Origin of the sequence: Entomomonas sp. E2T0 (assembly GCF_025985425.1) — a bacterium.
In the GTDB taxonomy this organism is placed as follows: Bacteria; Pseudomonadota; Gammaproteobacteria; order Pseudomonadales; family Pseudomonadaceae; genus Entomomonas.
Genome location: NZ_CP094972.1, coordinates 2,701,826 through 2,726,541 on the forward strand (window position 1 = coordinate 2,701,826; position 24,716 = coordinate 2,726,541).

The window sequence follows — 24,716 nt, forward strand, 5'->3', positions numbered from 1 at the left end:
TTGACCTTTTTACGCCTTTTACCCTCGTAGGAATATAGTTAAATAGAAATTACTCATTTCCATTTAACTGTGTTCTTTTTTTCAACTAATGTAATACTAATTTTATAATCTTGAGATTTATTATTACCAATAAATGCTTATTGAAAGATGTGTTATTTTTTTAAAGCATAATTATAGGAAAAAACATATTAATGACGCAGATAATGTATTAAGAATACTTGGAGCGCATGTCTTTAGTTGAATTAAGAAAAGGATTTATCTCACAAATCTTTCTCATAAATAAACCTTGTTAAACAGGATATTAATAGATCAATACTTTGTTTAAAATTATCTTGTTGATCTCTAATTCCATATGACCATTTCTCTCCATGAAACAGGTTATTTCGTAAACGTAAAACAATTATCAATATTGCAGCAAGCGTTTCTTCAGGTTCATTTGTTTCCCCCAACAAAACAGCTTTAACTAGTTCTTTTTTATCAGGTTTACGAAAATACAGATCATCAAATAAATAATTTGTACCATCATTTGAAATGTATCTATTTTGAAAATAATTAAGATGTGGCATCCAAAATATACTAGATAACTTATTATCTTTTTTCAATTCATTAACTTTATCAATAATTTTTTGGGCTGAAGCAGATTTATTTAGTAGTCTATTTTCAAAGAGCATCCATAAAAGACTAAAACTATTAATAGATAGCAGTTCTTCATTAGGAAGAGAACAGAAATTGCTTTCAAACTTTTTTAGAAAATCATATGTCTCTTTAGTAACAGTCTGTTGTATTGTCATTTCTTTTCCTTAATGTAATCTATCTAAAAACCTTACCTAAATACATATTCGCAATAATTACATTATATTTTATTTTTCAGTGCATAAAATGCTGATATTAGACCAAAGTCGTATAATTCTTATTGACTAACATAAATTTATAGCTATATCATTCAGTTATGATTTTTGTTTTATCCTCTTTGATAACTCTATTTATCGCATTCATTTCCAAAAATAATGAGCATGATGCCTAGGGATTTTGGCCTACGGACTTTGTATTGTATTAATTTTTTTGGAGATTTTCTCTTGGACAGAATAACCCGTGCTGTTGTACTTGGCGGTGTCCGTGAGGTCGTTGAACGTTACCTACCGCTTGTTAATAACCCCGTTAGAGCTGGTTTTCCCTCACCTGCTGATGACTACTTAGAAACTAAACTTGATCTTACAGAACATTTAATTCCACATCCTAGTGCTACCTACTACATTCGAGCAGCAGGTGATTCTATGATTGAGTATGGAATATTTGATGGTGATTTACTAGTCGTTGATCGTTCTCTTGAAGCCAAAGTTGGTGATATTTTAATTGTAGCTATTGATGGTGAGTTAACCTGTAAACGTTTAGCTTATATGCCTAATTCACTTTGTTTGGTTTCTGGCAATCCTGAATACCCTACTATTCCTTTAGAGGATAAAGATGTTCATGTATGGGGTGTCGTCATACATACTATTCATTCTTTAAGAGGTAGAAGTTAGTGATTGGTCTTATTGATTGCAATAACTTTTATGCTTCTTGTGAACGTGTATTTAACCCAAAACTTGAAGGTAAACCCATAGGTATTCTTTCCAACAATGATGGCTGTGTCATAGCTCGTTCTAATGAGATTAAGCCTCTTGTGCCTATGGGAATGCCTGCTTTTAAAATATCTCCTGATATTCGTAAACATATCACTTTACTTAGTTCTAATTATGAGCTTTATGGAGATATGAGCCGAAGGGTATTTAACACGATTAATGAGGAAGTTTCAGATTTGGAAATTTATTCAATAGATGAAGCTTTTATTCATTTATTAGCTTATGCCAATCCTGTTGATTATTGTAAGCATTTAAGAAAGATCATTAAACGTAATACAGGTATACCCGTTAGTATTGGTCTATCATCCAGTAAAACCCTCGCGAAGCTAGCCAATCATGTAGCAAAAAAGAATCCTGAATATGAGGGAGTCTGTCTTTTAAATGCCGATGATACATTATTAGATGATCTATTAAAGGAATTACCTACTTCAGAGATATGGGGTGTTGGCAGTAGAATCGCTACTAAATTATTATCATTGGGAATAGAAACTGCTTGGCAGTTGCGAGAGGCCGATTTAAAGTATATTAGAAAGCATTTTTCAGTACTTTTGGAACGTACTATTCTTGAGTTACGTGGAGTTTCTTGTATTGAGTTAGATGATTTTGAGACTCCCAAAAAGAATATAATGACTTCAAGAAGTTTGTCACATACTACAAGTAATCTTTATTATTTGAGTCAAGCCATTAGATTACATGTTAATAGAGGTGCTGAAAAGTTAAGAAAACAAAACTCTGTTGCACAAGCTGTAATGGTTTTTCTGAAAACAAATCGCTTTCAAGAAAGTCACCCACAATACAATCCTTCTATTGTTATTCCTTTACCCTTTCCTACTGATGATACCAGTGTAATTGCTAATACCGCTAAAGAAGGATTAAAAGCTATTTATCGTAAGAACTATTTATTTATGAAAACAGGTATTATGTTACTGGATCTCATAGATAAAGATCGTATGCAATTAGACTTATTTAATTCTTCACAACCAGTTGAGAAACAAAGTCGTGATAAACTGATGGGTACCATTGATAAGATTAATAGTAAGATGGGAAGAGGTACTATACAAGTGGGTTGTACTAAAGCTAGTGCTAACACAAGTATAAAACGAAACTTTCTCAGTAAGCGTTTTACAACCAGATGGAATGAACTACCCGTTGTTAAAGTTTAACTCTTAAAAAATAGGTAGTATTATCTTTTCCTTACTCTGTTGTCTGTTGCTCTATTCGTTTTTTATTTCTGTTTTTAATTTTTTTAACAACGAATTTAACTCCTAATGCTAGCACTCCAAGCACTGACAAGAAGATTGTTAGAACCAGAAAAATACCTAATTTATTGGTTCTTCTACGAGGTTTTGGCTTTATTTTAGGCCGCATGCTGACATTTAGTTTTGGAGTTGGCTTAAACTTATCCATTAGAGTAAGCAGTATGAAACTTAATAATTGCACCTTCTTTGTTCCTTTTATGACTTAACAAAAACTGCTTATGCTCTTATATGCAAAATACTCTGTAATGGTCTTAGTAAGATTTTATACTTCACAATTTATCACAATACAGTAAACAATCTCCATCTGCATCATACATTGGTTTTATAGGATCTTTAATCTGTTGAATGGACCAATAAAAAGAGTCTTGCTCTTCATTTATTGGGTATATCCAGAATGTGTTTTTTCCAATTTTCTTTCTTGTAGCCTTTGTACAGTTACCATCTAAATAATACTCTGCGTAATCAATTTCAAAAGCTGTATATTCTTCAGCTATCCATTTGGCAGGACATATTCTATTACCTGCATCAATAAAAATACCATCTCCTGCTGTTAATAAACTTTGATCATTAAAATTGTCACCAGTATCTCTTTCTGGTCGATACCAATAATAAACTTTATCATTCCCTTTCCATAAAGGTTTATTATCTTCATTTAAGAATTCAACAAGATAACCTGTCATAGGCTCTCCGTTGCTATTAATTACATTTGCTTGTTGATCAAATTCAAATACCCCTGCTCCGATAGCAACTATGGCTCTTATATCCCATTTCGTTACACGTGATATTTTAAGAGGCCTGTTGATATCTTCTTTTGTCATTTTTAAAGAAGATTTTGGTGGAGAAGGCAATGGTGTATCACAATTAACCCTAGAGGTTTCACACTCAGGGTTATAGGCATTAGCATGTATAACATTATTCAATAGTAATATTAATATAAAAACAGGCCATTTTATAAATTTCATAATAGTTATTCCAAATCATCTTTAATGGTTAGATGAAGATGATGACGATGGTCATAATTAGTTGCTATTGCAGGTTTTGCACTTTTGTAGTTGATTCCAAGGTCTGTATATGTCATTGCCCAAGGAGCACCTAGCCATCCTAATTTAGGCATACCTAAAAAACTAAAATTCATTTCTAAAGCTTCAATCTTTATTTCTCTAGTAGAAGATATTCTATCTTGAGCTAGATAAACATATAATTTTGTAGTTAGTGTTTTAGCCATGCTAGTTTTTGATGTTAATTCACTAACTTTTACGGGTGACCATGTGGCACCATTATTTCCAGTTTCTCGTGTTAAGGATACATTAACTTCTTCAGTTTTTTTAGTAGTAGGGTTTAGTACTTTAGCAGTAAATTTATTAATATCTAACCCCAATGAGTAACGATGATATATAGATCCAATAGCAGGTCGCCAAGCACTACTAACTGTTGCTGATACCATATTAAAATCACTCATCACTTTAAGCCAGTAATCAAATACGGATGGGTGAGTTCTTCTAATAGCCTCTTCTGCTGCCATTGTTTTATCACTAGCAAATGATTTATATCCTCTAGCATTTTGTGTAGAATTGTCTTGAAAGATCAATTTTCGCTCTATATTTCCATCTTTAAATAATAAAACACAACCATTTTTTGTTTCTTGCTTATTCACTACTTCAGGCAAGAAAATACCATTGTATAAAATTTTTAAAGCATCACTATATTTAGCTTTTGCAATATAAGAGTTAAGTATTCCATAAGCTTGACTTGCATCAGCCCATAGTTGATAAGTTATTTTGTAATCCCCCATATTCAATGGAGCTTTTAATGTATGTTTATTATTTAGTGCTTTTTTTGCACCTAATTTTGGATAGACTTTCTGAGTTGCCCCTGTTGTCGGCCTAGAAGGATATTCAATAGGAAATAATGGTTTAATTTCCAGACCGTCAGCTGCATCAGTTACATCAATTGCATATAGAGGCTGTACTGCTCTAGCAGGTAAACTAACGTACCTAGATGCATGAAAAGGAATTGTAAATTTGCCCCCCACTTTATCGGATGTTTGGGGTTCTCTTATATATAGACGATATTGCCCTGTATTACTTACTGGTAAAGTCACCCCTCCATTGGTCGTTCCTGTTTTAGCTACAGTCCATGTTCCACTATTAGGGCTATCTGAACATACCCAAATATAGGGTAATGAGTTCCCCGCTGAAAGGATCATTCCTCCCAGATATACATTGAATTTAATATAATAAGTCACATCAAACTGTACCAAATTATCGCCTTTGGTATTGCTTATTACTTTCGCTCCAACTGTTGTTTTTTGAGGTGCTTCTGCTACGGTAGTTGTCATGCTCTACAATTCCTTTTCCATTAGCCTTATAGACCTTTTACAAGTTCTAGTTTAAAAGGTAAAACAATGGTTTCTATTTGTGCTGTAATGGTTTTTTCTTTATCAGCTTCTAGTTGAAAATCACCTATTTCTTTCCAAGATCCATCATCACGTTGTACTTCAAGGTGATAGGCATAGTGTCTGAATCCATTTTGATATAGCTCATTGATTCGCATTCGCTATTTATTATGTTGTTATCAGCTATTAAGGTTTTGGTATATCCTGCATCATCTGTTTTACCCTCTATAGGCTCTTCAGAAGAATATTTAAAGCGATAACCTATTCCTACTATCGGTTCGAACTGTCCCATAAATTGTATTCGTGCAGTCGCTCTGTGGTTATGTTGGCTGTGATCTGTCATTTTTTACTCCTTAGCAACAGCACTCTTCTTCAATAGTTACTTGTTCTGTTAGTACCCAACCACCTTGACCTAAATAAAGTTTTGCTTCAGAGTCAGTATAGGATACAACTTCTTCACTTTGACCTTGTTCGTTTGTTATTCCTTCAGCTAATACTTCGCCATTACTACCTACTATCTTGTAATAAGCATCTGCTATAGGATTTTGATTTTTGTCTACGAGGTTTAGTTGCCCTCTGTATTGAGTGTCTTCACTACTACACCCTGAACATTCATTTCTGTCAGCTAGCAGCACTTGTTCTGAGAATGTCCAACCACCTTGACCTATATATACTTTAGCCCCTGGTCCTTCATTAGTTGCTACTTCTATACTTTTACCTTGCTGATCAGTAAAACCTTCAGCTAAAACAGTACCTTGGTCAGTGACTATTTTGTAGTATTTGTCAGTTATGGGGGTTTGCTTGTTGTCGATAAGCGTAAGCGTTCCTCTATAGATTCCTTGTTGTTTTTCTGCTATTTGCTTAAAACCATTTTTATAGATAATGGGTGGAGCTACTGTCGGTGCCACTGCATTTTCTTTGGCTAATGGTGGAACTGGTATAGCAGGTGTTCCTTCCATTGGTACACCACCAGTCCATACTGGCATTGTCATCCATATCCCTGCGGGATTTAATACAATATGTTGACCACCTGCTTTTAAGGTTAGGGATAAGCCACCATCAATAATACATTGCATTCCAGCTTTTAGATTAATTTCCATCCCTGCTTCTGTAGTTTTTACTGTACCTACTGTGGTATGTTCTGCTATAGCTACATCTTTGTAGTCGTTCATCATGATTTGAGTTTTACGATCTAGTTCAGTTAAATGATGTTCTTCACTTTATTTTTGGTGTATCTGTTTTTTACTATGGTTTCTGAGTGTTCGTTTTGTACTTGTAGGTGGCTGTTGTTGTTAACTTGTACGGTATGATTATTTTTAGTGAGTTGATCATAATCTTTCTGTGCTTGTACAAAGATTTGTTCTTGCCCTGCTTTGTCTTCTATTCTTAGTTCATTAGAACCTACACCACCTTTGGATGAGCTTGTTTTAAATACGGATCGAGTTTTATTAGCAGGTAGGTCATAAGGGACTTTGTTAACGCCATTATGGATTGCTCCAGAAATTATGGGGTGATCAGGATCTCCTTCCAGAAAATCTACCATCACTTCCATACCTACTCTAGGTATAACAACTGTACCATAGCCATCATGCGCCCAGTTACTTGCTACTCTGATCCAGTAGGAGCTATTTTCATCGTATGTACCTTCTCTGTCCCAATGGAATTGAACTTTGATTCGTCCATACTCATCACAGTAGATTTCTTCACCTGCTGCGCCTGTTACAATGGCTGTTTGCGAACCTAGTACTTTGGGTTTTGGATGTCTTAAAGCAGGTCTGTAGGGCACATCTTGTGGAATGGCGTTGAATACGTTGAAATAACCTTGTTGTTGGTCATTTACTGAAAATTCTAACTGGGTATCTATATCAAGATATTTATGCAGTTGACTAGGTATAGTGGTACTGGCTGCACTAGCTGTTCCTGCAAAGGCTTCTAAAACTTGTGGTTGATAGCCTTTATGTTTTATTTGGGTAATTAGCCAAGGTTTGTCAGCATCCATTGTATCTAGGCTAGGATGTCCCTCGATAGTGATGTAATAACCACTGTGTAGATCTGGAATGTCTGAATATCCATCACCTGTTAGGTGGTTAGCTCTGAGACGTTCAATTTGTATTTTAGCCAGTTGTTCATTTCTGGCTTTGTCCATACCTGAACTTGGATAGTCGTAGTGTTCTAAGTTTGGTTCTGTGGCTTCGTTACCTTTTTGGCTTTGTTTACCTTGACTAGCCCCTTCAGGGATTTTCATGTTGGTAAAGTTGTAGTCACGCCATGCTGCTGTTTGAGTTTTTGAAGCAAGTGATACATCAAAGTATTTTAAGGCTTGTTGGTCTGCAACCATGCCTGTATCACTCATGTATTTAACTGCTTCTGCTATGCTTGGAAAGAATGGCATGGCATCAGTAAAAATCATTTTATGACCATTACTTTCATGTTGAAAGTAATATGCAATACCTTCTTCTTGGCAAAGGCGCGACACAAAATGGTAGTCAGATTCATCGTATTGAACACAAAAATCTCTGACTGGATAGCTTTCTTTGAATTTGTATTCAAAGCCAGTGTTAGCTCCTTCCATCAGACCATGTTCTTCTAAGATGGTTTTTATAATATCAGGGGTAGTTTTTTGAACAAATTTGCGTTGATTAACTCTACGCATTAGGTTAGTAAAACGTGGTGTAATGATAATAGAGAAGGTTGTATAGTGTTGGCTTATAGGCCCTCTTTTAACACTCTGTACAATTCCATGCGTACCATTACCAGATGTGCCTTCAGGAGTAAAACTTATAAAGACTGATTTACTTAGGAGTTGAGTAATATCAAAACGGATATGTTTGTTAATTAAGGTTATTTCAAAAGCATAAGGTGTTGATATACCTTCGACTCCTTGAAAAGATAATATTTGTAATTTATCTATTGCTGTTTTAGGTTGTTCTTCAGCTATTGATAGTTGATTATTTTGTGCAGAAGAGTCGTCCCAAAATAATTGAAAATGAGTTTCACTAGCATTATAAAACAATTCGTTACTCCTTCGAACCTATGTTATCACTTGTACATAGGTATGTAATTCCTCATATAATTATCATCCCCCTACTGCATTAACAGCACCATTAATGATAATTAACCATACATTTTATAGAATTTATTTAAATTACATAACGACTTTTAATTATTCTAGTACGTCATAAAACTCATATTATTTTTTTAATTTATTTTGTTTGGCATTTAGTTAAATCAACTGTTGAAATATAGTTATTGCCCCATCCCATAATACAAGCAGTACGTTGATTTCTAGTTTTTTCCCAGTGAGTAACAGGATAAGCTTTGTTCCATGCTTGAAAAAGTTGTTTATCTTGTGTTGATAATCGTAAATGATAACGATCATACATATAGAGACTAATTCTGGCCACAATACCCCTTACTTCTTGTCTAGGCATTATTTTACGTTTTTTAAAGTCTATGATGGTTTGACATTGACCATATTTAGAAGGTTGACCAGGTAGCCATCCAAACATGAAGTCTTGACGATCAGCATTCACTTCTCCGATCACAGGAATAAGGTTGTGCAGATCTGCTTCGATTTTAGCAAACTCAGGATCATTATTTTGGCAATATTTACGTTTGCCTTTCTGCCAACATTGACGTTGTTTTCCTATCACTGCCGCAGGTACTACATGCTCCCACTCTACTCTTTCAGCACGATTACGTTGGGTATTCTTACGAATTTTGTAGCCACAACTATTTAAATCGATTTGTTTATGTTTATTGTAGGTACATCCACAGTAAAGTTCGGTATTGTTATCAAAGTAGATTTGATTAGTTAGTTGCTTTGCTTCAAAGAAAGTACTTGGCTGTGCTTGAGCGGCTAAAGGTACAAGTATTAAAGTAATTAACCTCATAGTTTAGTTTATTTTCACCTTAATAGAGTAATTTAAAAGCATCATACTCTATAGAATATGATACTGGATAAAGTATGGTATTCTCTTAAATATGATATAAGTAAATCAAAATTCCTGACATTCATCATAAAATCTCTATGTATATAGGAGAAGTTAAATGTTTAAAGATGGTTAATAGTTATATTGCTTGTTCAAACTCATTGATTGCTCTACATAATGCTTCAATGTTTTCAACCGTTGGACTATAACCTTTACCTTGAAAAAATATACAAAACAGATCTTGACTAGGATTTTTAACATTAGTGTATTCATCATAAACTAATGCCTCCCTCAATTTTTCTCTGTTCTCCACTTGGACTAAATGACATTCAATGTATGTTTTTAGTCTTTCTCTTAGGTCTACATTCATAAATGCTGCCATTTCATCAGTAGTCATTTTACCTTCAACACTTGAATAAGCATCAAACATTAACTCTAATGTATCTTCAACATCAGGAATAAGACCTGAATCTACCAAAAATGGATAGATATTTTGTGCAATATGAGCACCCTCTAGTTGACACAGTGTAAAGTAGAGTTTATTTTTCATAAATACCCCCTAATCTGCATAGGATACATAAAGAACTAAAAAATCAGGCTTATGCCCCTTAATCTCCATAAAGTTTGGAATATAATCACTGATTATTTTCCAAATAGCGTCATAGTACTCAAGGGCCTGATGACCTAATGTTTCACCACTTTCTCGTAGATACCCTGTCTCAATAATATGAGTACTGGATACGCCACAGCTGTAATCAACTATCTGCTCACAAATACCATCGGTATCAATTTCTTTTATTTTAGTCACTACTTCCGCAGGAACTGATAAGGTATAAGTATTAGCTACTTCTACATTGCCCTGTAAGTAAGTATGGCTATAATTTACAATGATTTTATCAAGAGCTTCTAATTCTTCAGTAGTCGGATCTTGATAAGTTATTCCAGCAAAGCTAATTTTAAAACTATCTTTACTGGAATCTTCCTCACAGAAAATTTCCTCAACTCTTAGTAATTTTTTAGCCTGTTCTTTATTAGGTGAAAATACCCCACTTAATAAAATATGTTGTACACGCTCTATAAACAATCTATTTAGCTTGTGACCATATTCTGATAAATTACCTGCATTTTCTTTAAATAACGCTATAACTTCATCTTCTTCAGGTAACATATCTACATGAAGTTGAATATACTCATAAAGACTATCTGCAATAGGTGAATAGCCAGTTTCTGTTAATGCCACGATGACACGACTCATAGTAAAATCTCCAAATAAATAATAGTTAATTTGGAGAAACACTATTCCCACTAGGGAATAATGCTTCCCCAGTGGGTTGTGTTTAAGAACTTAGTTCTCTTTTACGTTAATCACATAGAAATTAGCTTTACTAAAGTGAGCTAATCTCCAATGGCTCTTACGATAATACTTGTTAAAGACAGCTTTAACTTGGCGTATTAGGTAAGTATTCTTGCGTTGACGATAAAGTTTATAAATAAGTCCTGTTTGTAAAATATAAGTAGCAAACTCCTGCTTATCGCAAGGCTTTGCTGTTGTTTGTAATAGATAACTATCTAGTCCATCTATTGCCAACAACTTCTCTATCAATTGTTGAGAAGCCTCTAATGAGAATGATACTTGTGGTTCTAAATCAGCAATTAAAAACTCTTTTTCATATCTATTAATTGCGTAATATAGTTCTACTAGTCTTTCACTATCTGCATGGCTTACGATTGTTCCCATAAAACCAATTTGAAAGCTATCTTTCCTAGAGTTTTCCTGTAAATTAATGGTTAATGTTAGCAATTTAGTTATCTTCTCTCGATTTTCATCAGATACACCACTGAGTAGTGCCTCTTTTGTAGCCTCCAAAAAAAGATAATTAAGCTTATTACCTATATCACTCATGCTAGTACCACTGTTTAAAATACGTAGTACTACATTTCCATCAGGGAGTTTCCCTAGACTTTTCACAAAGTAATATAGTTCTTCAGCTAATTTCGAATAGCCAGTTGCCACTATAGTTTCCATTGCTTTTAACATTTTTATCTCCAAAATAAATTTAGAGATACTCCCCATTGGGGACGTATCCCCAATGGGTTATTTAAGGTTTATTAAGCCTTTACATTGATCACAATAAATTCAGCATTAAAAGGATGTGTAACAGAATTCTCTCTTAATCTCCCCATATAGGGACGTATTAAGCTATGAAGCTGTGACAGCTTTTCAAAGCTAACTTCCTGTGACCTCCATAACTGCCTGATAAGTCCTTGGTGCAAAATGTAAGTTTCATGTTCTCTGTTATCCGTTGGTTCAACTGCTGTTTGATATAGAAAGGTATTTAATCCCTCTATTGCTAACAATGAATCAATCAACTGATTAGGAGCCTCCAATGAAAACGTTACTTTTCTTGTAAGGTTATTAGCTAGATAATCTCGCTCATACCTTTGTAATGAAAAATAGAAATCATCTAATACAGCAGTATCTACATAGCCTAAAGTTCTATCTAAAAATCTAATTTCAAACTGATCTTGAGTAGAATCTTCGTGTAGATCTTCCCGTATTAGTAGCATGGCACGTACTTTTTCTCTGTTTTCCTGAGACACCGCATTTAATAAGGCTTCTCTGGTACATTCTAAGAATACGTGATTTAGCTGATTACCTATTTCATTAAAATCAGTACTACCCTTAAGTATCTGTAGGACTGTTTCTTCATCAGGTAATTGCCCCCGACTTTTTACAAAATCATATAGATCATTAGCTAGTTCTGAATAACCTAAAGCAACAATTCTTGCTATTGTTTTTGACATATTAATCTCCAAAATAATAAAAAATGGAGATACTCCCCATTGGGGAATATCTCCCCAATGGGTGTATAAAATTAATTGAACAACATTACTTTACTGTTAACACTATAAAATCAGGATTTTCATCTGGGACATCACAATAACTATCATTATGTGCCCAAAGTATATCTGCTGCTTTAAGGTAACAATAAACACCCTGCTCTCGTGTTTTTTTTCGCCTCATCTCTCCCAACCGTAATAAATAGGTATTAGGAATAGTTTTGTTTTCAATATTCGGATTAGTTACCTGATCTAAATATTTACTTACAGCTCCCTTATTTAACTTATCTAATACCAGTTGTGGAACGGTGAGTGAAAAAGTCACATTTGCTTGAATACCGTTACTAACAAGATTCTTTGCATATTCTTCAATATACTTCTGAAGCTCTATTAATAACTCTACATTTGTTCCTAGAACCCGATGATGTAAAAAAACAAACTCACAATTATCAAATTCAGGATTTGTTGCATCAAATTTTTTATTAACCTGTAACTGTTGCTCTATAATATCTCTACAATCACGATTAATACTTCTGTAAATAACTTTAACCGCTTGTTCCATCATGTATTGATTGATGTTATGGGCTAAAGATATTTCATCCCTTGAATGCTCAACTACTTCATTCAAAAGATCCGTCATTGTAGGAACTCTATAGGCCTTACATTTACGCTCAATCTTACAAACAAACTCATATAAGTAACTAGCTAGGCTCGTACCACCATACCTTACAAGTATTTGACCACTATTAAAAATTGCCATTTTTATAATCTCCATTAGTTAATTAGTAATAAACTTGGAGATACTCCACTGGGGAATATCCCCAATGGGTGTTGGTTAAAGTTTTTTATTCTTCAGCTAGATTAATTATCAAATAATCAGGTAAAAAATCTTCTGCATGTAGAATAAATCGGTTGTAGTCCTTAATCACATCGAATGTTCTTTGAACAAAGCCAAAGTGATTTTTAGTTTCAGTATCATGTTGCCGCATAAGGCCAACATCTAATAGATAGCCTGTAATGGTAGGCTGACTATTTATTTCACCACTACGAAACATTAATGGACACATATACCTATCCAGTTTTTCCTCTGTTAGCTGATTAAGAGCTTTTTGAGGTAATGTCACTGAAAAGGTTGTATGACCATTAAAACCACCTAAGTGAAGGTTTAAAATGTAATAATCCATGTATTTACAGAATGTTTTTATATCTTCTCTCGTTGGATTTTCAAACATGTACTGTAAAAAATGGATACTACAACGATCTCCACTTGGATCTCCGTCATGCTTCCAGTATTGAACATTTAATAGCGTTGCAACAGCAGCTTTACCTGTTCCTGCACTTTTAAGCAATGCTTCATTTAGTAGTGACACGTAGTATTTGTTAATAGCATGTGCTACTTCAACTGAGCTATCACAATTTTTAATTACACTGAGAAGTTGATCATCATTGGGCAATGAATAACGCAGATCAGCTAAGCTTTGTGCAATTAAATAGGCTAACTTAGTATAATCACTGTTATACACAGTGTTTGGTAGATCTAACATGTATTTTCTCCTAGTAATAAGGAGAAACTTCCACCAGGGAAGTTTCTCCCTAGTGGGTAAGTTGTTTTATTAAGCAGCTTTTGCCAGTAGCTGTTTAGCTAATGCCATTTCTACTGACTCACTATCTGGATTTAAGCAATCTAAACCGCTGTCTGGTATGTCGCCCGATGTACTTTGGGTAACCGCTATTTTTTTGGCCATAAGTTCTAAACAGTTTATCTGTGTCGTATCCCTATAACCTAAAAATATTACTCTAACAACTTGTGTTTGCCCGATCCGCCAAGATCTTCTGCTTGCTTGCATCATGGTGTAAACATTAAATCCTGTTTGCATGTAAACAATAGTAGGAAAGTCCAGTAAATCGAGGCCTGTCTTAACTTGTTCTGGATTGCAGATAAGTACATCAATGCCCTCCTCTACACGTGCCAAAATCCAGTCTTCACGTTCCTCTGGCTTACATTTTAAGACACCTACCTTAAAACCTTCTCGTTCTAGAATAGTCTTGAGTCTATGCGTTGTATCTCTAGTCTGTGTGTAGGTTGAGTACACAAGGACTCTTCGATTATTCGCTTTTTCCTCTCGGCAAATTCGAATCAGTTCTGCTTCTTTGGGCATGATGTTCACTGGCGTAAATAGGCTTTCTACTTTTGCCAATACTTTAGGTGTACCATCATCGTTTGTATCCCTAGGATGCGTTACTGTTTCTTCTCTAAAACAACAATCAGGCCATGCTAGTAAGGTATTAAGTACTACGCCTAGCAGTGAGGTATCCCCACGTGCTAATGCTTTTTTTAGTAAGGTAGTTAAGGTACCAACAAGGTAGCTATAAGCGTCTTGTTGTTCGTCTGTCATATCTACTTCAACAAACTCCTCGGTATATTCTGGCAGTATATCTCCCCCTATTTCCTTTAATTTCAAGAAAACGGTGAAAGGTAGTACATACCGTAAAATACCTTTAGGACCAAAACCAGGAGCCTTTGACGTTCTATGGACCATTTTATTGCCCTTAGCTGTCTTGTGGCTTTCCCCTTGTTTTTCAGTAAAGATGTCTTTTAATATGCCATGATCACGTTGGAATGCTGTTGAGGCAGTAGCTAAACTACCTCGCTCATTGGGTTTGTACCCATCTTCAATCATTCTGCTCGTAATAACTCTGAACAATAAGTAAAAGAGATCTGATGCATAGCCTCCCATGAGTGTACCTGTCAGTAACAGTATTTTTTTTACTTTACTAGCCAGTACTCCCATAGCTTGACCTTGTGCAGATCCTTCATTTTTGTACTCATGCCCTTCGTCCACGATCAGTAGATGAAAGTAGTCTTGAGGTAGATAGCGTTTAATAAATTCTGAAGCTTGGTATCCACCTTGCCCAAAACTAAACTCTATTTTCCCTAAAGCTCGCTCCATACGGACTGCTTGGCTATCATTAAAGATTAAGTCACCTTTTTCATCCATTAAGTTAATAAAGTTATGTACATTGTCTACGAGCATTTCTGCAATAAAATCAGTTCCAAACGTATTAATAAGTTTGTTAGCTGTTGCAGTACCAATCGTAGGGATTTTGCACATTTCTTTAACCAGTTGCTTCCGAAAATCTTGTTGCTCGATTTCTTCAGCTTCTGAGTCAGCTTGCTTATGCTCAACTTTTTTACCATTCATTAATGTCCAAAGCTTACTACCACAACTTTCACACTGTTGTTGATTTTTGATCTCACAAAACTCTTCAGGTGTGTAAGGTTGTTCTGATTTTGGATTAATGATGTGACTAAAACAGTCTGGGCAACAGGCTGCTGGTCTTATTTTTGTAAAGGTCTTTTGTGAATCTTCATCCAGATAACGCTCTACAAATCGTCCATTTTTACATACAGGTTTCCAATGGTAGCCCATACGCATTCTGACACGACCTAGAATGTAAAATTCTGGTACATCTTCACTTTTTACCTTTAAAGCCTCTCTCGCTTGTAGAAGCTTTGCTAATGTATCTGGACCATTCAATACCCATACTTTGGCATGAGGTACTGTTTCTAGTATTTCACGTCGCCATTTATAAACTAAATGGGGTGGTGATATAACCAGTGATCGTTTATAGCCTTCAGCAAATAATACCGCTGCAATCGCAATAGCCATCATTGTCTTACCAGTCCCCATTTCTGCATTGATAATAGCCGCAGGTTCGTTGCTGTCTATTAACAGTGCACAAACTGCTTGCACTATCTCTGCTTGGGCAGGGAATGGCTGACGAATAAGGTTATCCATAATCGCTTGACGAATAGGATTGGCTTTTTCAGGTGTGTACACAGGTGGATTAGATTGTCCTAGTGAGTCTAGTAACTGCCCTTTAAACGTATTAATAAATACGCTTAAATCTTGTACTAGTCCCTTACCTGGTATGTTTTGTATTGCTGTGTTCATTGTTGTTTCTCCAAAAAATAAGAAAAACAAGGTATGAACACAGTACTCCCATAGGGTATTGTTCATACCCTGTGGGATTTAAATTAATTTTCGTGTATAAAAAGACGTTCGTAATAAGTTACTTCGTCTGTTTCTCTGTCTTTAATAACAATTTGATCATAGAATTCTTGCACGATTAAACAAAGTTCTTCGCTATCTCTAGGCCACCCTGTTTGTTGAGATGCAATTTCAAGATCGGTTAAATTACTAAACCAAACTGCTAAACCTACCGTAATCATGTAATCCATTTTTACGATATTTTTAACTACTGGCCCTTCTTTTAGTTGTTCTTCGTCATCGTCCTCTGGAGGAAAATAACCACTAAAAAGACTTATTTGCATTTCATACTCCTGTTAAAAGGGTATGAATTAACCCTTGGGTACTTTCATACCCTGTAGGTTTAAGTTGTAGCTTAATGATCAGCTGTCGTTATTTTTGCTCCAAATACTTAAAATATTGGCCTTTAATAAAATAACCACCTTTTCTACGATCAAATATGCCAACTAATGTATTAGGCAGCGCATCAGAACTTAAAGGATTAAAACTTAATACTTCAAGTCCTAATAGATACCAATCTAGATTAAGGAAACTAACATTGATATAGTGGTTTTTATAATCCACATAAGATAAGTGTCTTATAACACCTTCAATAATAATTTCTTTATCCTGATCATGTTTATCCTGACAACCATAAAACCTTAAACGATAAGGTTTTAGTTTTTTATTGCTTTGCTTAAAAACAATCATGATGTAGCTCCTTGAGTATCAAGTAATACATCTATTTTTTCATAAACAATATTAGCTATTCTTACCCCACCTTCAGCACAATTAATACCTAGACTGTGATTATGATTCAAAGACAACCTCCAATCAGTCAGCTTTAAGGCCTCTTGAAAGGATTCTTCAGAATCAAATTGCACTGTTATGGTACTGTCTGTATCAAACATATAGTTAAATGAAATATGTTTAACACCCTTAAGTACACATTCGTCTACAACAAGCTCTCCATCTAGGTCATGTCCATTGGATAAGGCAATAATTAATCTTTTATCATTAGTACACATTACATACTCCTAAAAAATGGGTATGAATGTACCCAAGGGTAATTACATACCCTATAGGTTAGTTTTAATTTATATCACTCATCATAGTTCATACTTTTAAAATAACAGCCTTGAATAACAAAACCTTTTTGTCTTTCATATGTGCCATTTAAAGTATTAGGAGCATACGTTGGATCTGCATATCGCCATGACAATTTTTCATTTGCCATAAAACAGGCTTCTGCTGACTCAAACATTATTGAAACTGCACAGCATCCCCTAAACTCACTGAATGTTAAATTGATCACTCCTTCTATAGTGATCTTTTCATTTTTTAAAAAGCCATTATCACAACCAGTAAACTGCAATTGCTGTGCTGTGGCTTGGCTACTATCAGACATCCTTCGATCCCTCCGATAAACTGGATAGAAGATCAAAGTCTCTATAGAAAGTCCTCTTAACTCGAATACCTTTCTCATGGATGTCTGCTGCTATGGTATTTACTTCTGCTGGTTTGCGTGCCCAATGAGTATGCTTTAATGCAAATTTCATTGATTGCTCACTGTTAAAAGTCACCCTTAGTTGCTTTCCGTAGCCCGCTTCATTTGTAACACGGACACGTACAACACCATTAAGAAATATATCAATAAGTGATACTTTTCCATCAATCTCGATAGCATTAGTTAAATGTATGCTGTTACAGCATTCTGTTGGAATAGTCATGTTCATACCTCTCATTTCATTAAAAATTCATAAAAAAAGGTATGAAATACCTTGAGGGTATTTTCATACCCTCTAACAGGTTGGTTTTATAAATAGCTAGTATTCTGAAGGCAATAACACTGTGGTTATATGCCCATCATCATCACCATGCCATTCGGTAATAATCCAAATTTTCAAGTCATTTTCAGGATCAATGATATAAACTGACATGACACGTTCATAAAGGTGTCCATCAACCATCGCCTTAACTGCTCGATCATTTTGTTTGTTATCAGATTCATAACCATCACCCCAATCACCTTGACCATGCCTTGTAACATAGGGCAATAAATCAAGGCCTTGTTGAACTAGATCATCAATACCTCTGGTCATTAGCAATCTACCTATTGGAAATAAAAAACTAGATAGATCTACTCCATCGTTATTAACGTTTTGTTCTGGCTCTGGATCTTTTACTGTAGTGATAGTGATGATTTTGCCCTTATAGGGTGAACCATCGGTCATATCCCATGCTTTGATAACAGGTACAAACTTATCTATCAATGTTCTGATAAATGTTTTGCTGCCATCTTGCTCGGTTTTCCACTCAGTGTGTTCTACCTTTTCTTTATGGGTATCACCTTTTACTATCAGTGTTTGGCCTGTTTCAGATGAATGAATCGGGCCTGAGATCTCACCTGCGGATAGAGCCATTGCAATATGCCAGTCTCTAGGTTTGGTCACAGGTGCTCTTGGAACACTTTGTTTGTATTTCATGTGCAGATTAAATTCTGGCCACAATCCTTTTAAATTAGCTATTTCTCTTGCTAGTTCAGCAGGGTCCATAGTTATTTGATAAAAGTTTTGTAGTTCAGCTTTACTACTAGGTACAAGATAAGGATCATAAGGCCAATCTTGAGGTAGTTCTTCTGCTTTCATTTCTCCTAGGTATATTGCTTTGAATACACCTAGCATTTTTTTACGATCAGCTAAATCAAGATCGGATTTTTTAGTGCGAACACCTAGAATCACTACTTGTTTAAACTGCTTATCGACTGCTTCATAAATTCTCAGTTGTGAGAAGTGGTTACAAAGCCATGTGCTTAGTTCGTCATCCAGTTGGTTATAGGGAATAATGAAGGTCAATATTCCACCATACTGAAGCATCGGAAAGCTTTTTTGATAAAACAGTTTTTCTAATCGTTTACGCCCTTTACTTTGGTCATAAATAGCTCCGTTGTAACCAGGGGCCATATCACCATAAGGCGGATTTAAAAATAAGAATCCAAAACTTGTGTTGCTGATAACTGTATCCATCAGATCACTGCGTAAGCAGTGGTCTACTAAGGTACTGGCATGATCAGCACGTTCACGGTTATATTCCACAGCATAAGCTTCAACATTTTCACGTCCTAAATGATGCGCTACTTCAGCTATTGCTACCCCCTCACCTGCTGTCGGATCAATGATCCTGATACGTTGGTTTGGGTCTTTGGCAGCTATCGCATTTAGAATACGCTCAATAGTAGGTTCATCTGTTGGATAATAACCATTTCTCGCAAAGTTTGCTGCGACTCTTGGAAATATTAATGCCATATCTAGCCTCCTTATTAATGCTGTAAGCCAGTATGGTGTGTTGGATATGTGGTTAATCTATCACGTAGGATAAGATCTCCCATTGATTCTTCGAGCTTGGGTATATCTAGTATTAGACGTACTCCTCCCACTTGTCCAAAAAAGGTTTTCAGATCTTCACACATTTTATGATCAATCAATAATGGTGTGATTTCTGATCGCCAATGATCTAACAAAGGTAACGGGCATATATCTTTGATGACTGACCAATGATACTGAGCAAATTCTTCTATTGGTATTTCTCCTTCAAGAAGTACTGTTGCAGTATGATTAGCTTTGTCAGGCTTGATACAACTCTTATCAAATATCCATGTATGTAATAAGGTGCCAAACTTGGTTTGTTTATACGTTCTAGTGGATCGTTTTGTTAGCTCTTTAACATTGCCAACATAAACCCGTGTACGTACACCCTGTATTTTAAAGGTTAGGTATTCCAATCCAAATTCTTTGTCTTTTTTAGCAAGAGTAATTCGTGAATAGAGCTCTTGTAGTGCTGTATCACGTCCCCATACTGATAAGAAGACTAAGTTGTTGTATTTATCTACCACACAAGCATCACACATTAAGTCAGGTATTTCTTCTAACCTGTGCATGTGTTTTTCAAGAGAAGTAGTATTCTCCTCTTTTCTGACTGCATTTGTTGTATACATAATCTGCTCCAATTAATTATTCATTAAATAAAAGGAGCATCAACGCCTAGGGCATTAAATGCCCCTAGGGGTGTATTAGCTTTGTGTTTTACCACCAAGCAGTTAATAAAAGATCATTTTTTTCAAAATCAAATGTGCTTAAGGTATCTGTTACCCATCGCTTTAATTCAGCTACACAATTCCAATAGTCTTGGTTATACTCTTGAACACCATAATATAAGTCATCATCGACAGGAAATAGCTCCTGACAATTAGTCTCATTAAGTTGTTCCAATGTATCTCTTAACTTTTGGAGATTTTCTAGAGTAATTAAGACCTCTGTATCAATATCTATTTCTTCTATAATGTGCTTTTCAACCCATGCAAATAACGGGTTGTTATATCCAAATGTTGTCAGCTCTGCATAATCTGACTTTGGCCTATAGCTCATTGTTATATCTAAACCCATTGTAAATACTCCTATGAATAAATCTAAAAGCATTTACCTAGAGGCAAATGCCCCTAGAGGGTTAGTTAAGTTTTAATGTAGATTACCAAGAGGCAGAAAAACTGAGTTTATTACTGCTAAAATCAAACTCTTTTAGTATTTTTTCTGCCCAAGTTTTTACCTCTGCCACATACTTCCAATAATCTTCTTCATTTTCTCCCCAAGATAGAGGAAAAATCTGATCACGATTTTCAGTAGTCAGTCGATTAAGGTCATTTACTAAATGATGTATATGTCCTTTATGAAGCTCTACATCTACAGCAGCATCGACTAAACAAACATTTTTGTTTAACCAATGTAGCATTGCTCGACTATAGAAATCTCCAACTGTTTCAACTGAAGCATAAGGTGTTTTTTCAAATAATAACATTACGCCCATTATTAATTTCCTTTAGAAATATAAAGGGCAGATATATTTCCTGAAGGATTTATAGCTACCCTTCAGTAAGGTGAAGTTAATTTATATAGCAGTCTACTTTTGAATTAACTGCATGATAAATTTTTGTTTGTTTCGTAGTCTTTGGTGATAATTTTTTACTTCTTCTCGCCATTTGCTATCAATACCTGCATCAGCAAGTCTTAAATAGCTCATGGGACAACGATAATAATAAGGACCTGCTGATTCACTCATCGCATTGTACCCCCAACTGTTCCAACCAGATGAATAATCTGGATGTTGAGAAATAATAATGCAATGAATCACTTTGGCCTTATCACCAACTTGTCGATTTCCATAAAAATCATTATCTTTTTTAAAGGTATACTCATTAACTGTCCACAAGATGATTTCTCCTCGTTCTTTACGAATACAATGTTTAATTGTATGTACTGAACAATCGTTATCTTCCCAAGGTTTAGTTAATCTTTCTACTAAAGACTGTTTTGAATGTTCGCAGTATAACCATCCCATGCTTGTTTCCTCATCGTTTGGTCAGCGTAATCCCGTGCTCGTGCCAGGGAGTTACCCTGACGGGATTAATAGTGTGAAGTGGTTTAGAATTAGAATGCGGTAATTAAATTCCAAAGTTGTGTACGAAAATCAAATTCATAACCAAGTTCTTCTAATCGTGCCTTCTGCATACGCATTGTTTCACGATCACAAGTTGAATCTAGTTTTATACTATTACCAAGTGGCCATAGTAAACCAAACAGCTTTTCATCATCAGATGATTTATCTGTTGCAGCTTCTGCTGTAGAGTCATTAGTTTGTTTAGAATTTGCTTTATTCTTAGCAGGTTTAGGTGCTGCTTTTGAATATTTTTTAGAGGAATCTGAAGTAAATGGCTTTTCTTCTTCTAACGGATCTTGTGCATTCGTAGAAAAAGCAGCTTCTTCTTCAGGTGTTAAGTCATCATTTTCATTAAGTTCGAAGCTATTTAAATAAGCACGACACTCAACGACAAAACGATTACCATAACAGTAATGTGAAGGTTGAATCTTATCTATCACAAATTGGCCTTGATACTTGCCTGCTTTGTACTGGTCAAGTTCTTTGTCTTTGACAACAAATTCGCCTATTGATGTAGTCAATTTTGCTGTATTAAATGGACCAAAACGTCCATCCAATGTAACAATGGTAAGTGTACCTGGGATAGTAATCATATTTAACTCCAATAAATAAAATAAATAGATATTGGAGAAACACGAGTCCCAGTATTGAGGAAATGTATTTCCCCAATTGGGTGAATTGATCTTCTGTTAACACTGTTAACAGTAATAGAATTTGTATGTATAAAGCACACATTACTAAAATTAGTAACCGTCGATGCTACCGTGCGCTTTTATCGACTTTGCGGATAGACCATACAATCTAGTCAAATTGTACTGAGTCTCAAAGGTCTTTGACTCACTGGGCAGTGTCATCAACGATGACGCTGTGAAACTTTATTCTTATCTAAATATCTAGTTGTGTCAATAGCTTTAAGTTAACTTTAAGAGCTAAAGCTGCATCAAGTAATATTAAAAAAGCCGATCAAATGATCGGCTATAGGTTTGATTACTATCGAATAACAATTAATAACAATTTAAACATCCAAATATAGATTGCTTGGTTTTAAACCTTTGGCTGTCAATTGTTCATAATGTTCTTTTAAGATTTTATCTAATGCAATAGGTTTTAGATTTTCTTCTTGCCACTTATCTAATTTAACTTTATGAAGCCTTACCATTGCAGGTATATCATAAATATCTTGATTGATAACCACTGGTGAAAATTGCCTTACTCTCCTTTTAGAAGGTGTTGGCTTTTTCTCTACCTGGTCACTACCTAAAGTTATTTCATTAAGTGCAGCACTATTTCCTACTGCTACATATTTAACGCCCATCATTAGTGCTAACATGAAACGTTTTACTAATAACATTAATGTTTGTACATCATTACTGGTAATTCTCATGGTGTTTCTCCATTTAATTAAATAAAAGGGAAACACCACTCCCATAGGGAAAGTATTTCCCTTATGGGTAAGTAATTGCAAATTAGCAATTTTCTTTTTTATGCTTTGTCTCTGGTTTAACTTGTACTAGTCCTTGCATTGCTAAAAAGTCATCTTTTGTAAAATTATCAGGTAATATAAAAATACCCTCTGAACACTCCAGAAACTTTTTACCTTTTATTTGAGATTTAGGTTCATCTGCAAATATTTCACACTGGATAGCACAAATCCTTCTAAACGAAGCATCTAATCTTTCTCGCTCCTCATCACTAAATAATCGTTTTTTAGTCCTAAAAACACTTAGCAATAAATGTTTGATAAAAAGATAAATAGAATTAATTACTTTCATGGTATTTCCTCTTTAAAAACTTAAGGAAATACCACTCCCATAAAGGAAAAGTATTCCCCTTATGGGTTAAAATTTATGGTCATTATTTCACTTCAGAAAAGTCAGTTAATACTGACAGTGAATTAAAATAATGTCGTTGAATCTTGTAACCAAGTTCATTGACATGAGTACCATAAATTATTTTCTCACTTTTAAACTGCCAATCTTCGTCACCTAAAATGTCCCTTGCCATTTGACAAGTAATCGCATCAGTAAAAGTAATGGTTATTTGGTTATCATTGATATAATGACAAACCACATTACAGATAATGATGCTTATCTTTATAGGTTCAACTTGATTAGCAGTTGCCCTACAATCATTAAATTGCAGTGTATAAGCGTTATCCATTTGTTTCTCCGATATAAACGGAGAAACACTCACCGCTTAACAGGGAAAGTATTTCCCCGTCTAGGTGGGTGGATAATTGATTGAATAATTTAGATAATAATATACAGCTTTATATCTAATAAATTGTTAGTGTGTCTGCATCATAATGCTGACATAATTTGCCTCCTATGTAATACATGGGAGGTGCCCTAGTGGGAACGCTCCCATAGGGTTATAAATTGACAATTTAGAAAGCACACATTACTAATATTTAGTAACCGTCGATGCTACCGTGCGCTTATATCGACTTTGCGGATAGACCATACAATCTAGTCAAATTGTACTGAGCTTTAAAGGTCTTTAGCTCACTGGGTAGGTACTAGTAACACTAGTAATCCATAACTATTTAATATAATCAAATATATTGTTATGTCAATGTTTTTCTAATCTCTATTGCTAAAATCTGCTATTTATATTTTCTCCACATCAGAGTTTCTATACTCTCATTTATCACCATGAACGAATCTATTACTAATAGATTCGTTACAAAATCAAGCCAAAAGTTTTTGCTGAAAACACTTTATTATTCTACTTAATAGTGGTATAAATAATTCAAACAGTAATTTAATTCATGGTACAAACAATGACTACTCAAACCAGACCAACAATATTTCAAAGGACTCGCAGAGTGCTTGGTCGTGGTTATGAACTAATTACGATTCAAGAACTGAAAATTGCTAGAGCTTTACAAAATAAAATACCTTGTGGTTATATTTTAACTCGTATTTTAGGTCTACTATTTAAACTAGCACTGATTGTTTTTTTAGTATTTATAGGTAGTTGGATATTATTTGGAGTTCTAGCTATCATGGCATTTTGGTTTTCTGATAGTAAGACTTCACAACAAATACTAGAAGAAACTATTGGCTCATCAGAACATCACCATAAATATCCTTGGCGATATGATGAGGATGGTAATTACAAATAAACTAAAAGGCTGATTATTC

General features: G+C 34.8%; 31 protein-coding genes. 3 read left to right on the plus strand and 28 right to left on the minus strand.

Annotated features, from left to right (window positions below; translation table 11 throughout):
- Positions 1 to 260: 260 nt before the first annotated feature.
- Complete coding sequence (locus MTZ49_RS12945) at positions 261 to 791, minus strand: hypothetical protein (protein WP_201095363.1); 531 nt, start codon at positions 789 to 791, stop codon at positions 261 to 263.
- A gap of 285 nt (positions 792 to 1,076) precedes the next feature.
- On the opposite strand from MTZ49_RS12945, the gene MTZ49_RS12950 reads away from it, so the two are divergent.
- Positions 1,077 to 1,523: a LexA family protein gene (locus MTZ49_RS12950; RefSeq protein WP_236254059.1), complete on the plus strand. Its 447-nt coding sequence runs from the start codon at positions 1,077 to 1,079 to the stop codon at positions 1,521 to 1,523.
- A complete protein-coding gene (locus tag MTZ49_RS12955) occupies positions 1,523 to 2,785 on the plus strand; it encodes a Y-family DNA polymerase (RefSeq protein WP_201095361.1) in 1,263 nt (420 codons plus the stop codon). The genes MTZ49_RS12950 and MTZ49_RS12955 overlap by 1 nt, the downstream gene beginning before the upstream one ends.
- A gap of 365 nt (positions 2,786 to 3,150) precedes the next feature.
- On the opposite strand, the gene MTZ49_RS12960 is transcribed toward MTZ49_RS12955, so the two are convergent.
- From MTZ49_RS12960 to MTZ49_RS13090, 27 genes are all read right to left on the minus strand, one after another.
- Positions 3,151 to 3,843: a hypothetical protein gene (locus MTZ49_RS12960; protein WP_201095359.1), complete on the minus strand. Its 693-nt coding sequence runs from the start codon at positions 3,841 to 3,843 to the stop codon at positions 3,151 to 3,153.
- A gap of 5 nt (positions 3,844 to 3,848) precedes the next feature.
- Entirely contained in the window at positions 3,849 to 5,219 is a 1,371-nt protein-coding gene (locus MTZ49_RS12965) for a hypothetical protein (protein WP_201095357.1), read from the minus strand.
- Between the two features lie 26 nt (positions 5,220 to 5,245).
- Positions 5,246 to 5,434 carry a hypothetical protein gene (locus MTZ49_RS12970; protein WP_264745949.1) on the minus strand — a complete coding sequence of 63 codons (189 nt, stop codon included), beginning with the start codon at positions 5,432 to 5,434 and terminating at the stop codon, positions 5,246 to 5,248.
- 195 nt (positions 5,435 to 5,629) lie between these two features.
- Positions 5,630 to 6,451, minus strand: coding sequence for a hypothetical protein (locus MTZ49_RS12975; protein WP_264745950.1), 822 nt, complete (start codon positions 6,449 to 6,451; stop codon positions 5,630 to 5,632).
- Between the two features lie 26 nt (positions 6,452 to 6,477).
- On the minus strand, positions 6,478 to 8,289 hold the full coding sequence (gene tssI / locus MTZ49_RS12980; protein ID WP_264745951.1) for a type VI secretion system tip protein TssI/VgrG: 1,812 nt from the start codon (positions 8,287 to 8,289) through the stop codon (positions 6,478 to 6,480).
- Positions 8,290 to 8,479: 190 nt separating this feature from the next.
- On the minus strand, positions 8,480 to 9,169 hold the full coding sequence (locus MTZ49_RS12985; protein WP_201095351.1) for an endonuclease: 690 nt from the start codon (positions 9,167 to 9,169) through the stop codon (positions 8,480 to 8,482).
- Positions 9,170 to 9,347: 178 nt separating this feature from the next.
- Entirely contained in the window at positions 9,348 to 9,758 is a 411-nt protein-coding gene (locus MTZ49_RS12990) for a hypothetical protein (RefSeq protein WP_201095350.1), read from the minus strand.
- 9 nt (positions 9,759 to 9,767) lie between these two features.
- Complete coding sequence (locus tag MTZ49_RS12995; protein ID WP_201095349.1) at positions 9,768 to 10,463, minus strand: hypothetical protein; 696 nt, start codon at positions 10,461 to 10,463, stop codon at positions 9,768 to 9,770.
- Positions 10,464 to 10,553: 90 nt separating this feature from the next.
- A complete protein-coding gene (locus tag MTZ49_RS13000; RefSeq protein ID WP_201095348.1) occupies positions 10,554 to 11,246 on the minus strand; it encodes a hypothetical protein in 693 nt (230 codons plus the stop codon).
- A gap of 71 nt (positions 11,247 to 11,317) precedes the next feature.
- On the minus strand, positions 11,318 to 12,013 hold the full coding sequence (locus tag MTZ49_RS13005; RefSeq protein WP_201095347.1) for a hypothetical protein: 696 nt from the start codon (positions 12,011 to 12,013) through the stop codon (positions 11,318 to 11,320).
- 85 nt (positions 12,014 to 12,098) lie between these two features.
- Positions 12,099 to 12,809 carry a hypothetical protein gene (locus MTZ49_RS13010; protein WP_201095346.1) on the minus strand — a complete coding sequence of 237 codons (711 nt, stop codon included), beginning with the start codon at positions 12,807 to 12,809 and terminating at the stop codon, positions 12,099 to 12,101.
- 85 nt (positions 12,810 to 12,894) lie between these two features.
- Complete coding sequence (locus MTZ49_RS13015) at positions 12,895 to 13,593, minus strand: hypothetical protein (protein WP_201095344.1); 699 nt, start codon at positions 13,591 to 13,593, stop codon at positions 12,895 to 12,897.
- A gap of 69 nt (positions 13,594 to 13,662) precedes the next feature.
- On the minus strand, positions 13,663 to 16,005 hold the full coding sequence (locus MTZ49_RS13020; RefSeq protein ID WP_201095343.1) for a DEAD/DEAH box helicase: 2,343 nt from the start codon (positions 16,003 to 16,005) through the stop codon (positions 13,663 to 13,665).
- 83 nt (positions 16,006 to 16,088) lie between these two features.
- Positions 16,089 to 16,385 carry a hypothetical protein gene (locus MTZ49_RS13025; protein ID WP_201095342.1) on the minus strand — a complete coding sequence of 99 codons (297 nt, stop codon included), beginning with the start codon at positions 16,383 to 16,385 and terminating at the stop codon, positions 16,089 to 16,091.
- 88 nt (positions 16,386 to 16,473) lie between these two features.
- Complete coding sequence (locus tag MTZ49_RS13030) at positions 16,474 to 16,791, minus strand: hypothetical protein (protein WP_201095341.1); 318 nt, start codon at positions 16,789 to 16,791, stop codon at positions 16,474 to 16,476.
- The gene (locus MTZ49_RS13035; RefSeq protein WP_201095340.1) at positions 16,788 to 17,108 is read right to left on the minus strand and encodes a hypothetical protein; all 321 of its coding nucleotides are present in this window, start codon (positions 17,106 to 17,108) and stop codon (positions 16,788 to 16,790) included. The genes MTZ49_RS13030 and MTZ49_RS13035 overlap by 4 nt, the downstream gene beginning before the upstream one ends.
- A gap of 74 nt (positions 17,109 to 17,182) precedes the next feature.
- Entirely contained in the window at positions 17,183 to 17,488 is a 306-nt protein-coding gene (locus tag MTZ49_RS13040; protein WP_201095339.1) for a hypothetical protein, read from the minus strand.
- Positions 17,481 to 17,810, minus strand: coding sequence for a hypothetical protein (locus MTZ49_RS13045; RefSeq protein ID WP_264745952.1), 330 nt, complete (start codon positions 17,808 to 17,810; stop codon positions 17,481 to 17,483). Before MTZ49_RS13045 ends, MTZ49_RS13040 begins: the two co-directional genes overlap by 8 nt.
- Before the next feature lie 96 nt (positions 17,811 to 17,906).
- Positions 17,907 to 19,385: a DUF6094 domain-containing protein gene (locus tag MTZ49_RS13050; RefSeq protein ID WP_264745953.1), complete on the minus strand. Its 1,479-nt coding sequence runs from the start codon at positions 19,383 to 19,385 to the stop codon at positions 17,907 to 17,909.
- A gap of 14 nt (positions 19,386 to 19,399) precedes the next feature.
- A complete protein-coding gene (locus MTZ49_RS13055) occupies positions 19,400 to 20,074 on the minus strand; it encodes a hypothetical protein (RefSeq protein WP_201095333.1) in 675 nt (224 codons plus the stop codon).
- Positions 20,075 to 20,162: 88 nt separating this feature from the next.
- A complete protein-coding gene (locus tag MTZ49_RS13060) occupies positions 20,163 to 20,522 on the minus strand; it encodes a hypothetical protein (protein WP_201095332.1) in 360 nt (119 codons plus the stop codon).
- An 82-nt stretch (positions 20,523 to 20,604) separates the two neighbouring features.
- The gene (locus tag MTZ49_RS13065) at positions 20,605 to 20,940 is read right to left on the minus strand and encodes a hypothetical protein (protein ID WP_201095331.1); all 336 of its coding nucleotides are present in this window, start codon (positions 20,938 to 20,940) and stop codon (positions 20,605 to 20,607) included.
- A 93-nt stretch (positions 20,941 to 21,033) separates the two neighbouring features.
- Positions 21,034 to 21,471 (minus strand): hypothetical protein, encoded by a 438-nt coding sequence (locus MTZ49_RS13070; RefSeq protein WP_201095330.1) that lies wholly within the window; start codon positions 21,469 to 21,471, stop codon positions 21,034 to 21,036.
- A gap of 89 nt (positions 21,472 to 21,560) precedes the next feature.
- Positions 21,561 to 22,163, minus strand: a complete 603-nt coding sequence (locus MTZ49_RS13075; RefSeq protein ID WP_201095329.1) for a DUF3275 family protein — start codon at positions 22,161 to 22,163, stop codon at positions 21,561 to 21,563.
- Positions 22,164 to 22,585: 422 nt separating this feature from the next.
- Positions 22,586 to 22,954: a hypothetical protein gene (locus tag MTZ49_RS13080; protein ID WP_201095328.1), complete on the minus strand. Its 369-nt coding sequence runs from the start codon at positions 22,952 to 22,954 to the stop codon at positions 22,586 to 22,588.
- Between the two features lie 82 nt (positions 22,955 to 23,036).
- The gene (locus MTZ49_RS13085) at positions 23,037 to 23,342 is read right to left on the minus strand and encodes a hypothetical protein (RefSeq protein WP_201095327.1); all 306 of its coding nucleotides are present in this window, start codon (positions 23,340 to 23,342) and stop codon (positions 23,037 to 23,039) included.
- Positions 23,343 to 23,424: 82 nt separating this feature from the next.
- Positions 23,425 to 23,730, minus strand: coding sequence for a hypothetical protein (locus MTZ49_RS13090; RefSeq protein ID WP_201095326.1), 306 nt, complete (start codon positions 23,728 to 23,730; stop codon positions 23,425 to 23,427).
- Positions 23,731 to 24,352: 622 nt separating this feature from the next.
- Between MTZ49_RS13090 and MTZ49_RS13095 the strand changes: the two genes are divergently transcribed.
- Positions 24,353 to 24,697 (plus strand): hypothetical protein, encoded by a 345-nt coding sequence (locus tag MTZ49_RS13095; RefSeq protein WP_201095325.1) that lies wholly within the window; start codon positions 24,353 to 24,355, stop codon positions 24,695 to 24,697.
- The last annotated feature ends 19 nt before the right edge of the window (positions 24,698 to 24,716 follow it).